This is a genomic window from Flavobacterium restrictum, assembly GCF_007097245.1.
Classification (GTDB): Bacteria; Bacteroidota; Bacteroidia; order Flavobacteriales; family Flavobacteriaceae; genus Flavobacterium; species Flavobacterium restrictum.
Window position 1 is genome coordinate 106443 of sequence record NZ_VJZT01000005.1, and the last position, 12752, is coordinate 119194.

The following is a 12752-nucleotide window of genomic DNA, read 5'->3' on the forward strand; positions in this document are numbered from 1 at the left end:
CTATCGTTTTATTACTCGCTCTTCTATTTTTCTTTAAATTCGTGAATTCATGGCTCAAAAAATTAGATTATGATAGAAAAAATTAACCTTAACAACATCTTATTTCTCGACATCGAAACCGTTCCAGAAGTAGCTGATTTCAATTCCTTGGATGACGAAATGAAAGGACTATGGGAACACAAAACCCAGTACCAACGCAAAGAGGATTTTACGCCCGAGGAATTTTATGACCGAGCTGGAATTTGGGCAGAGTTTGGCAAAATTGTGTGTATTTCAGTAGGTTTTTTTGTCATCAAAGGGGATATTCGGAATTTTAGAGTAACTTCTTTTTTTGGCGAAGAAAAGAAAATTTTGCACGATTTTATCAACCTTCTGAACAATCATTTCAACCAACCGCAACACGTTTTGTGCGGGCATAACGCCAAGGAATTTGACATTCCGTTTATCGCTCGCCGAATGATTATTAACAACATTGCCATTCCCAGCAAGCTCAATTTATTTGGCAAAAAACCTTGGGAAATTCCACATTTAGATACGCTAGAATTATGGAAATTTGGCGATTACAAGCATTTTACTTCCTTGAAATTAATGTGCAAAGTCCTTGGAATTCCTTCCCCAAAAGGCGATATTGATGGCAGTCAAGTAGGTCATGTTTTTTATGTGGAAAAAGATATTGACAGAATTGTAACCTATTGTGAAAAAGACACTATCGCCGTAGCTCAAATTTTTCTTCGTCTCCGAAGAGAGGATTTGTTGATCGAAGAAGAGATTATTCATGTTTAAAAACAATGGCAATATCAATGTGAATATCAACCTCTCTTACAATTTGAAAAATACTTCATGCTAATGTCTTTAGAAAATAAGAAGCATTTTTTGATATTTGAAAATTCTTTTATTGCAATTCAAATTGCCATTGCCATTATCATTGCAATTGATATTGACATTGATTTATTACATTTACAAAAATTATAAATTATGGTATTAAGTAGATTTTGGCTGGTAATTTTCATTTCTTCCATACTTTTTGTGGTAATAAGTTTGTTTTCTGGTCACAGTTACACAATAGACAGTGTTTTGAACGGAAAAAAAGATGATCCTATTTTAATTTCTGAAAAATATATCAATCAGATTCCTGTTTTTATAAAAGACAGTATTAATAAATCGGAAGAAAAAACCTTTATTATCAATAGAGATACTTTAAATGCTGACACGACTTATGTGTATAAAAACAAAACCGTTAAAATTTTCAGTGGTGTCCAGAAATCCGATGGTTTGTTGCCTACTTGCAAAAGCACATTGCTGGATTTGATTTTGCCACTTATGGCCTATTTGGCTTTCTTTTGTGGCTTGATGGAGCTTTTAATCATATCTGGAGCGTCTGAAAAATTAGCAAAAGCATTGAGTCCCGTATTTGTAAAAGTGTTTCCAAGTATTCCCAAAAATCACCCGTCGATTTCCTATATGACCTTGAATTTTGCCGCCAATTTTTTGGGATTGGATTCGGCCGCAACCCCTTTTGGACTGAAAGCGATGGAAAGTTTGCAAGAAATAAACCCCGACAAAGACAAGGCTAGCGATGCCCAAATTATGTTTATGTGCTTGCATGCTTCGGGACTTACTTTGATTGCCACTTCTATCATTGGGTATCGGGCTGCCGCCAATGCCAGCAACCCTGCCGATGTGATGTTACCGTGTATTATTACCTCTTTTATTGGCTCAATTGCGGCTTTTTTAATTGTTGGAATACGACAAAAAATCAATTTCAAAAGCGCGTCCTTGGTTATAACCTTGATGGTGTTAATTGCAGCTATTGTAGGTTTGTTGCTGTATGTAAACCATTTGGATTTAATAGGCAAAAACTATTTTACGGCGAATCTTTCGGCGTTAATATTGGTTGGAATTATAGCTTTTACTTTGATTTTTGCTTTCATTAAAGAGAAGCAATTTACAGCCGCAAATACTACTGTTTACGAAGCCTTTGTGGCTGGTGCCAATAATGGTGTTAAAACAGGCGTTACCATTTTTCCTTATGTTTTGGGGATGCTAGTGGCTATTTCCTTATTTAGAAACTCTGGTTTATTTGAAATTATTAGCAACTGGATTGCATTTGGTTTTTCTAATTTAGGAGTTAGTAAAGATATTACCGATGCTTTGCCAGTAGCCTTGCTTCGTCCATTTAGTTCTGCAGGTTCTCGCGGATTTTTGATCGATTCGATGAACACTTTTGGTGCCGATTCGATGACAGGAAGACTAAGTAGTATTTTTCAATGCAGCGCCGAAAGTACTTTTTACGTGATTGCAGTTTACTTTGGTTCGGTTAATATAAAAAACACCCGTTATGCATTACAAACAATGCTTATAGTTGATTTAATTTGTGTCATTACGGCAATTTTTGTGGCGAGCTGGTTTTTTTAATTTATAACAATTCTAAACCATAAGTTGATATAAATCAGTTCTAATTTTGGCAACAATTCTTATATTTACATTTCAAAAAATCATATTATGGACTTTATATACCAGGATCCGTATCCTATTTTAAAAGACGATACCCAATACCGAAAAATCACCTCCGATTTTGTAAAACTAGAAAAACTAGGCGAAAGAGAAATCTTGACTGTTGAACCAAAAGGTTTGGAATTATTAGCTCAAGAAGCCCTTAAAGACGTTTCTTTTATGCTGCGAACTGCACATTTAGAAAAACTAAAAGCCATTCTTGACGATCCCGAAGCAACAGATAACGACCGTTTTGTGGCCTATAATTTATTGCAAAATGCCGCTGTGGCTATCGATGGCGAATTGCCTTCGTGTCAGGACACGGGAACAGCAATCGTAATGGCCAAAAAAGGCGAAAACGTTTACACAGGAGTTGACGATGCCGAGTGGCTTTCGAGAGGAATTTTTAATACCTATCAGGAAAGAAACCTTCGGTATTCGCAAATTGTACCCATCTCGATGTTTGAGGAAAAAAATTCGGGTTCCAATCTTCCTGCACAAATTGATATTTATGCCAAAAAAGGTGCTTCGTATGAGTTCTTGTTTTTAGCAAAAGGCGGCGGATCGGCTAATAAAACCTATTTGTATCAACAAACAAAATCGTTGTTGAATGATAAATCCATGGATGCATTCATTCGTGCCAAAATAATGGATTTGGGAACTTCGGCTTGTCCGCCCTATCATTTGGCTTTGGTAATTGGAGGAACATCTGCGGAAGCGAACTTATCAGCTGTCAAAAAAGCATCAGCAGGTTATTTTGACCATTTGCCAACTTCTGGAAATATGGCTGGCCAAGCTTTTAGAGATATAGAATGGGAAAAAAGAGTACAGTTAATTTGCCAAGAAAGTCATATTGGAGCACAATTTGGTGGTAAATATTTCACACACGATGTTCGTGTGATTCGGTTGCCACGCCACGCAGCTTCCTGCCCTGTTGGATTGGGCGTTTCCTGCTCTGCCGATAGAAATATAAAAGGAAAAATTACCAAAGACGGTATTTTTGTAGAACAATTGGAAGTCAATCCAAAACGCTTGTTGCCAGAAACGGCACCCCATTTAGAACCCGCTGTCGAAATTGATTTGAACCAACCCATGACAGCTATTCTTGCTGAATTGTCTAAATACCCAATTAAAACTAGATTAAAATTAAATGGAACCTTGATTGTTGCACGTGATAGTGCGCATGCCAAAATCAAAGAAATGTTGGATGCTGGTCAACCAATGCCCGATTATTTTAAAAATCATCCAATTTATTACGCAGGCCCAGCCAAAACACCAGAGGGAATGGCTTCCGGAAGTTTCGGGCCAACAACAGCTGGTAGAATGGACGTTTATGTAGAAGAATTCCAAAAAAATGGCGGTAGTATGGTCATGCTAGCTAAAGGAAATAGAACCAAAGATGTGATGAATGCTTGCAAAACCTATGGCGGATTCTATTTGGGTTCCATAGGAGGTCCAGCGGCAATTTTGGCCAAAGAGAATATTCTTTCGGTTGAAATAGTCGATTTTGAAGAATTAGGTATGGAAGCCGTTCGCAAAATCACAATTAAAGATTTTCCCGCTTTTATTATTACAGATGATAAAGGAAATGATTTTTTTGAAAATTTGTAACGATTCTTTTTAGTTTAAAAAAAAACCTGACTAAAGTATAGTTAGGTTTTTTTTATTTAAAAAAGTATTAATCCAATTCGTCTGTTAATTTTTTGAAAATGGTTTTTGCATTTTTTCCTTCGTATAAAATAGCATAAACAGCATCAATAATTGGGGTGCTTGCGCCATAACCTTGGTTGAGTTTGTAGGCACTTTTGGCAGCATAATACCCTTCGGCGACCATGCTCATCTCCATCATTGCTGATTTAACAGTGTAGCCTTTGCCAATCATATTACCAAACATTCGGTTTCTAGAGAAAATAGAATATCCAGTAACCAATAAATCGCCCAAGTAAGCGGAATCGTTGATGTTGCGTTTCATTTTATGAACTTTCTTGATGAATTTTTTCATTTCCCGAATTCCATTACTCATCAACACCGATTGAAAATTATCGCCATACCCCAATCCGTGGGCAATTCCTGCCGCTATGGCGTATATGTTTTTGAGCATTGCGGCATATTCAGTACCAATGATATCATCCGAAATTTTGGCTTTGATATAATTACTTGACAAATGTTTAGCCACCATACTCGCTTTTTTAGGATCACCACAGGCAATTGTCAGGTACGAAAGTCGTTCTAATGCGACTTCTTCGGCATGACAAGGTCCAGTAATTACGCCAATATTGTAGTAGGGAATTTCATATTTGTAATGAAAATGCTCCCCAACGATTAAACTTGTTTCGGGAACAATTCCTTTTATGGCCGAAAAGATGATTTTATCTTTTAAGGAAACCGTTAATTTTTCGAGTTCAGCATCCAAAAAAGCGGACGGAATGGCAAAAATTATATAATCAGCGTAAGCAACCGCTTCATTGATATCAGTAGTGAGCTGGAGTTTCTTGATGTCAAACTCTACAGAACTTAAATAATTAGGATTGTGTTTGTACGTTTTAATGTGTTCTATGGCAGCTTCATTTCGCATATACCATGAAATCTCGGGAAGATTTACACATAACATTTTTGCGATAGCAGTTGCCCAACTACCCCCACCAATTACTGCAAATTTTAGATTTTCGGCCATTTTTTTATTAAATTTAATCAAAAGTACTTAAAAATGCACCTATTATACAAATAAAAAAGACACAAGATGGTTGTAGATGCTCGTTTTGAATGGAATTGAAAATTAATAAATAAAATAAATAAATAAAAATGCTTTTAGAACACAATATAAAAAATAAAAATACGTTGTAACTAATTATAAATTAAGTTTTTAAAATAATAATGAAGGTTGAATTAGTTAGTTTTGTTTTAGTAATTTGAAAAGGCGTCCCGAAACTTGAATAGGAACGCCTTTTTTGTTTCATGCGTTTTAAAATCAAAAAACAAATTTATTAACAACTCAAGATCTTGAATCCTTTTTGTCATGCTTTTGGCGGCAACAACGTTGCTACTTCCAAAGAATTTAACTACTTTTGAGGCATTAAAAATCGCATCGATGAGCCTTACAAAACACAATTGGACAAAAGACGAAATTATCGCAATCTACAACAAACCCTTAATGGATTTGCTTTATGAAGCTGCCACAATACACCGCGAACAACACGATCCAAACGTAGTTCAGGTTTCGACTTTATTGTCTATAAAAACAGGTGGATGTCCAGAGGATTGTGGTTATTGTCCACAAGCTGCGCGCTACCACACCGAAATTGAAGGCAATGATTTAATGTCTGTAAGTCAAGTAAAAGCCCAAGCTTTGAGAGCAAAATCTAGTGGTTCGTCACGAGTTTGTATGGGTGCAGCTTGGCGAAATGTAAAAGATGGGCCTGAATTTGATCAAGTTCTTGAAATGGTTCGCACCATTAACAAACTGGATATGGAGGTGTGTTGTACTTTAGGTATGATTACCGAAAATCAAGCACACCGCTTGGCCGAAGCTGGTTTGTATGCCTATAATCATAATTTAGACACCTCCGAAGAATATTATAAGGAAGTTATTTCGACTCGCGGTTTTGAAGACCGTTTGCAAACTATAGAAAATGTTAGGAAAACCAATGTTACCGTTTGTAGCGGCGGTATAATAGGAATGGGCGAAAGCATTGAAGACCGTGCAGGTATGCTCGTGGCGCTTTCTACCTTAAATCCGCAACCAGAATCCGTTCCAATTAATGCACTTGTTGCCGTTGAAGGAACCCCAATGGAAGAAGAAAAACCTGTAGAAATTTGGGAAATGATTCGAATGGTGGCAACTACCCGAATTATTATGCCCGAAACTCAAGTGCGTTTATCAGCTGGCAGAATGAATATGAGTCGCGAAGGACAAGCGATGTGCTTTTTTGCTGGTGCCAATTCTATTTTTGCTGGTGACAAACTCCTTACAACGCCAAATCCTGATGTAAATGACGACATGAAAATGTTCGAAATGCTTGGTTTAAAACCTCAAAAACCGTTTATAAAAATCATGCAACCCGAAACGGTTGAAGCAGCCGATTCGCAATTTGTACCACTTGGCGAAAAACCAAAATGGTCGAGACCTAATCATACAATCGAGAGAAATCTAGAAGCATCTGTCAAGAAATAATATTCAATTATTTAAACTTATATCATCCCATTTTGCTTGTTTGCAAAATGGGATTATTTTATAAAAACCTTGGCTTAAACGGAGTACAGGTTATTACACGTTTTTTTAAAAACAAAAATCCCCAAATTTCGATTGAAACTTGGGGATTTTTATATGTTATTTTTTTTATTCTAAATAGTAGATGTAACCAACATTAAACCAAACCAACCAATCGTTTGTTTTGTTTTCTTTGTAAATGTTAGGATTTGGATTCAGTCCATCTACCCAGTTGGAAAAAAAGTATTGAAAACGCATGTCAACCATTAAATCTTGCATGGGACTTAATTTATATCGAGTTCCTACACTAGTCACAACTGACCAAACCGAACCACTCTCTGTAGAAAATCCATGTGATCTCCCATCCGAAGGGGTTAAGTATTTGGGGAAAGTTGTTAAAGGAGTTCCCAGCGGACCTAGAGTTGAAGAGGCTTTGGCATTGTAATAACTAAATTGGCCACCAAGACTTATAAAAGGTGCCCAGCTTTCGATAGTTGCGGTATAATCGCGTATACTCCAAGGAAAAAACTCCAATTGCATTCCTATATTAGTTAACGAAGTGCTTCCTCGCATTGCTTTTAATTGTTCTTTTCCAATTGACGGATTTCCTTCAATCCATTGTCCAAAATGTTGTAAATTGGTTTTATTATAGGATATTTCGGTTCTTAATTTAAAGTGATCATTAAAATAAGTTTCGGGAGTGTAACAGTTACAAGATGCTTTGTATGAAAAATTGAGGTAATGTATTACACCAATTCCAAAACCAGTATTACCTGCATTGGTTTTAAAATCGTGTCGCTCTCCGTAATCCGATTGGAAAGCAACTGGTCCAATAATGACTCCAACTTCATGAGAAAGACCAAATTGCGCCACAGCATGATTGGTAAAACCAAAAAGTAGGACTAAAGTGTAGACTATGTGTTTGAGCATTAGAGGTAATTTTTCGAATATGGACAAATATATAAAAACTAGTTTCATAATAAAAAAAAATCAGATTAAATAATAATAAAATCAGACAAATGGAGATTTTAACAAATTTACTATAACGATTTCGTAAAAAATGCTTCGTAAAAAGCAGAATTATTTGTAAATGCTTAATAAAAAGATAATTCTGCATTTCAAATGAAAATAATCAGTCAATTTTACGTTTAAACTGTATCTTTGTATCATTAACGAAAACGTTTTCTTAAACGTTATTAATCCAATAATCATGTCACAAAGTAGTATTACTTTTATCGAAGCGGTTGCCAAAAAAAACCCGAACGAGCCGGAATTTATGCAAGCAGTTGTAGAAGTTGCTGAAACGGTAATTCCTTTTATTGAACAAAATAAAAAATACCAAAACAAGATGCTTTTGGAACGTATGGTCGAATCCGATCGTATTTTTACGTTCAGAGTTACTTGGATTGATGACAAGGGTGATATTCAAGTTAATAGAGGCTATCGCATTCAAATGAATTCCGCAATTGGGCCTTACAAAGGAGGATTGCGTTTTCACCCATCGGTAAACTTGAGTATTTTGAAATTTCTTGCTTTTGAGCAAACCTTTAAAAATAGTTTGACCACATTGCCTATGGGTGGTGGAAAAGGAGGAGCTGATTTTGACCCAAAAGGAAAATCAGATAATGAAGTGATGCGTTTTTGTCAAAGTTTCATGACCGAATTGTGCAAACATATAGGCCCAGATACGGATGTTCCTGCTGGAGATATTGGCGTAGGCGGAAGAGAAGTTGGATACCTATTTGGTCAATACAAACGAATTAGAAATGAATTTACAGGTGTTTTAACTGGGAAAGGAATCTCTTTTGGAGGATCGTTAATACGTCCCGAAGCAACAGGATACGGAGCGGTTTATTTTGCCCAAAGTATGTTGGCTACCCATGGCGATAGCTTTGAAGGAAAAACAGTAGTGATTTCTGGCTCTGGAAACGTAGCGCAATATGCCGCTCAAAAAGCAACTCAATTGGGTGGGAAAGTAGTTACCATGTCAGATTCGGCGGGGTATATTCACGATGCTGACGGAATTGACGCTGCTAAATTAGCGCATATCATGGAAATTAAAAACGAATTAAGAGGCCGAATTAGTGATTATACCACCAAATATCCTCACGCTACCTACCACGCAGGAAGTCGTCCTTGGGAAATAAAATGCGATGTAGCTTTACCTTGTGCCACTCAAAATGAGCTAAATCAAACCGAAGCCACGCTCTTAATAAACAATGGTTGTCGTTGTGTTGCCGAAGGGGCTAACATGCCAACAACTCCCGAGGCTGTTCATGCTTTTCAAAACGCAAAAATACTTTTTGCCCCCGGAAAAGCCTCAAATGCTGGTGGTGTGGCCACTTCTGGTTTAGAAATGTCTCAAAATTCCTTGCGCTTGAGTTGGACCGCCGAAGAGGTGGATGAAAAACTCAAAAGCATTATGTTAAACATTCATGCTTCTTGCGTAAAATATGGCACAGATGATTCTGGTTATGTTGATTATGTAAAAGGTGCCAATATTGCTGGTTTTGTAAAAGTGGCCGATGCTATGTTAGCTCAAGGCGTCGTATAATTCTTTTTTAGTTTTTTGTAATGCTTTCTAATGTGTTCTTTTGGGACTATTTAGAAAGCATTTTTTTATTTGAATAGAACAAAATTCAAATTCTTTCGTTTGTAGTATATTTGTGAACCAATTGTAGTATAAAAAATGAAAAAAAAGTGTTTCTATATTTTATTTTTAATCCTTGTCCAAAGTAGTTTTGCGCAAAGTAATTTGGTCTGGAAAGGTTATTTTTCGTACACCGAAATCAAAGACCTTTCGGAGGATGCTACCACAGTATTTGCCGCTTCAGAGAATGCTTTGTTTTCTAAAAATACGTCTACAAGTAGCATTAAAACAACCAATACTATTGATGGACTTTCGGGGGAAACGATTTCGGCTTTGTACCACAGCAACACCGTAAACAAAACACTGATTGGTTACGAAAACGGGTTGATGATTGTCATTAACGAGGCCGATGGAACAATGCTCAATGTGGTAGACATCATCAATAAACAACTCCCAGCAAACATAAAAAAAATCAATCATTTCATGGAGAAAGACGGAATTGTTTATGTTTCCTGCGACTTTGGAATAGTTCAATTTAATCTCACCACCTTGCTTTTTGGCGACACCTATTTCATTGGCGACAGCGGCAAAGAAACCAGTGTTAAACAAACCGCAGTCTATAACGGTTTTATTTATGCAGCCACCGAAACGGGTATTCGTAGTGCCGATTTTTCGAATAAAAACCTAATCGATTACAAACAGTGGGCTGTAATAAGTCCTGGTAGTTGGTCCAGTATTGAAACTTTTGGAACAGCGCTAATTGCCATTAATTCAGCAGGATTAGTTCAAAAATACGCGTCAAATGCTTTTAGTACAGTGGCAACACTAGGACAAGCGGCACAAGATATGCGGGCAAAATCAAATTATTTATTGGTGACAACCGCTTCAAAAGTTTTGGTGTACAACCAGCAAATGATTTTGGTACTGCAAATAAACAACAGTCAAATTCCCGATGTAGTTCCTAGTTTTTCATGTGCCACTGTTTTAAATGATGTGGTATATATAGGAACACAAGAAAACGGCTTGTTCTCTACAGCACTGGCCTCGGGTACGGTTTTCGAAAACGACACACCCAGTGGCCCTTCCCGAAATAATATTTTTGCACTGCAAACAACAACCACTTTTCTTTGGGCGGTTTATGGAGGCTATTTGGGTAGTTACAATCCGTATGGGTATAATGGAACTGGCCCTAACTCCTATGGAATAAGCAAATTTAGCGATGCCGGTTGGCTCAATATTCCCTATTCTAAAGTTTTTGGAGCCAAATCAATTTCTAGAATTACCATTAATCCTAATAACGAGAAGCAAGTATATGCCAGTTCTTTTTTTTCGGGCTTGGTGAAAATTGAAGACGATATTCCGACCTTTTTATACAATCAAACCAATAGCGGTTTAGAATCGATTTCATTTCTTGGTCCTAATTATATCGATGTGCGTATCAACGGTGCCGCTTTTGATAAATCAGGCAACCTTTGGCTCAACAACAGTCTTATAGAAAAAGGGTTGAAAGTCTTGAAAACTAATGGACAATGGCAAAGTTTCTCGTTGAACAGCATTTTGGACAAAAGTATAGATGCGAGTATGGGTCGCCTCATTATTGATAAAAATGACACCAAATGGTGGTGTACCAATACTGATGGTTTAATAGCTTACAATGAGTCTATTAATAAGTTCAAAAAAATAAATTTTGGTCCTGACAAAGGTAATTTACCAACAACCAATGTGAGAGCTATTGCTGTTGATAACAGGAATCAGCTCTGGATAGGAACCACCAAAGGACTTCGTGTTTTATCAAATATAGGTGATTTCTTGACCGAAGATCAAATGACTACTTCCTCCATAATTATTCTAGAAGATAATTTGGCTCAAGAATTACTGTACGAACAATTTATTACTGATATTGTGGTCGATGGCGCCAATAATAAATGGATTGGAACGGCTGATTCGGGCGTGTTTTTGGTTTCGGCAAATGGACAAGAAACCAAATACCATTTCACTACCAAAAATTCGCCACTGCCTAGTAATTTGATTAATGATATCGATATTAATTCGGCTACGGGAGAAGTTTTTATCGCTACGGACAAAGGAATGATTTCCTTCAAAGGAGTTTCGACTGCGGCGAGTGCCGATTTGAGTAACGTGTATGTGTATCCGAATCCTGTTCGCCCCGAGTTTGATGGAACTGTAAAAATCACAGGATTGCTCAACAAAGCCAATGTAAAGATTACCGATATCGAAGGAAATTTAGTATACGAAACCATTTCCGAAGGGGGAACAATCGAGTGGGACACCACAGCTTTTGGCAAATACAAAGTCGCTTCGGGAGTGTATATGATTTTTATATCGGCACAAGACGGAATTGAAACCAAAGTCAAAAAAGTGATGATTATTAGGTAAAATCATATTAAAACAAACCCCACATTCTCACTCCAAATGAATAAAAATTGCTTTGATTTCCTCCGAATGTTTTTTTCGGTAACCATTCTGTTAGCACATTTGGGAGAACTTTCGCAACATAAAAGTTTCGAATTTTTACACCGTATTGCCAATTCAACTATCGCCGTGCAGGGTTTTTTTATAATTAGTGGTTTTCTTGTTGCCAAAAGTTACACCAATACGCCCTCGCTAAAAAACTATTTTATAAAAAGAGCCAAACGAATTGTACCCGCTTACGTTTTCTTGCTTTTTTTTACTGTTTTGGCACTTTCTTTTTTCAGCCAAGTATCGGCTTTGGATTATTTTTCAAGTAGTGAAACCTATGCGTATTTAGGGTGGAATCTTTTCTTTTTTAATTTTATGCATCCTTGTTTGCCTGGGCTTTTTACGGGCAATCTTTTGTGTGCCGTAAACGGTTCGTTGTGGACTTTGAAAATAGAAGAAGGTTTTTACGTCCTGTTGCCGTTTCTTTTTTATGTGCTGCATAAAATAAAGAAACCCTTTGTTGTACTTTTTACGCTCTATTTTTTGTCCTTGTTGTATTGGTATGTCATGGAAGATTTTTTTAATAAGCCATTACTCGCCAAACAATTGCCGGGTTATTTGGCTTATTTTGTGGTAGGAATTTATTTGTATTTGAATATCGAAAAGGTGTTAAAACACAAAGTAAAGTTGTTTTTGATAGCCGTTGTTGCTTTTGTAATTGCTAATTATTTTACCTTGCCAATCGATGTTGTGCATCCTGCAGCTTTTGGAACGGGATTGATAATTGCGGCTTTTAGTTTGCCTTTTCTAAATAATTTTGGCAAATACGGTGATTTTACGTACGGAATTTACATTTATCATTTTCCTATAATTCAGCTTTTTCGGCAGTACAATCTATTCGAAAAGTACAATCCAATTCTAATGGCGATTGGCGTTAGCATACTTACAATTTTGTTGGCCGTTTTTTCATGGTATGGTATTGAAAAACGATTTTTAGACCGATACAAAAAAGGGATTTCTCCTATTTTATCTTAATTTTTT

At 36.7% G+C, this 12752-nt stretch carries 10 protein-coding genes; 8 read left to right on the forward strand and 2 right to left on the reverse strand.

Translation table 11 applies throughout. From position 1 onward, the window contains the following. Positions 1-69 precede the first annotated feature (69 nt). The 4 genes from FNW21_RS06860 (at position 70) to FNW21_RS06870 (ending at position 4104) form a co-directional block, all read left to right on the forward strand. On the forward strand, positions 70-783 hold the full coding sequence (locus tag FNW21_RS06860) for a 3'-5' exonuclease (RefSeq protein ID WP_144256003.1): 714 nt from the start codon (positions 70-72) through the stop codon (positions 781-783). Between the two features lie 63 nt (positions 784-846). Beyond that, positions 847-972, forward strand: a complete 126-nt coding sequence (locus FNW21_RS16685) for a hypothetical protein (RefSeq protein ID WP_262710618.1) — start codon at positions 847-849, stop codon at positions 970-972. A 3-nt stretch (positions 973-975) separates the two neighbouring features. Then, positions 976-2415: a nucleoside recognition domain-containing protein gene (locus FNW21_RS06865; RefSeq protein ID WP_144256004.1), complete on the forward strand. Its 1440-nt coding sequence runs from the start codon at positions 976-978 to the stop codon at positions 2413-2415. 87 nt (positions 2416-2502) lie between these two features. Further along, positions 2503-4104, forward strand: a complete 1602-nt coding sequence (locus tag FNW21_RS06870) for a fumarate hydratase (RefSeq protein ID WP_144256005.1) — start codon at positions 2503-2505, stop codon at positions 4102-4104. 67 nt (positions 4105-4171) lie between these two features. Here the strand turns inward: FNW21_RS06870 and FNW21_RS06875 are convergent, their stop codons facing one another. Then, positions 4172-5167 (reverse strand): NAD(P)H-dependent glycerol-3-phosphate dehydrogenase, encoded by a 996-nt coding sequence (locus FNW21_RS06875; RefSeq protein ID WP_144256006.1) that lies wholly within the window; start codon positions 5165-5167, stop codon positions 4172-4174. Positions 5168-5581: 414 nt separating this feature from the next. On the opposite strand from FNW21_RS06875, the gene bioB reads away from it, so the two are divergent. After that, entirely contained in the window at positions 5582-6664 is a 1083-nt protein-coding gene (bioB, locus tag FNW21_RS06880) for a biotin synthase BioB (RefSeq protein WP_144256007.1), read from the forward strand. A gap of 165 nt (positions 6665-6829) precedes the next feature. On the opposite strand, the gene FNW21_RS06885 is transcribed toward bioB, so the two are convergent. Continuing rightward, a complete protein-coding gene (locus FNW21_RS06885) occupies positions 6830-7630 on the reverse strand; it encodes a THC0290_0291 family protein (RefSeq protein WP_144256008.1) in 801 nt (266 codons plus the stop codon). Positions 7631-7910: 280 nt separating this feature from the next. Between FNW21_RS06885 and gdhA the strand changes: the two genes are divergently transcribed. The 3 genes from gdhA to FNW21_RS06900 all read left to right on the forward strand — a co-directional run bounded on the left by gdhA (position 7911) and on the right by FNW21_RS06900 (position 12746). Next, positions 7911-9254, forward strand: coding sequence for an NADP-specific glutamate dehydrogenase (gene gdhA / locus FNW21_RS06890; RefSeq protein WP_144256009.1), 1344 nt, complete (start codon positions 7911-7913; stop codon positions 9252-9254). Positions 9255-9389: 135 nt separating this feature from the next. Beyond that, positions 9390-11687 carry a type IX secretion system anionic LPS delivery protein PorZ gene (gene porZ / locus FNW21_RS06895; protein ID WP_144256010.1) on the forward strand — a complete coding sequence of 766 codons (2298 nt, stop codon included), beginning with the start codon at positions 9390-9392 and terminating at the stop codon, positions 11685-11687. Between the two features lie 36 nt (positions 11688-11723). After that, the gene (locus FNW21_RS06900; RefSeq protein WP_144256011.1) at positions 11724-12746 is read left to right on the forward strand and encodes an acyltransferase family protein; all 1023 of its coding nucleotides are present in this window, start codon (positions 11724-11726) and stop codon (positions 12744-12746) included. The last annotated feature ends 6 nt before the right edge of the window (positions 12747-12752 follow it).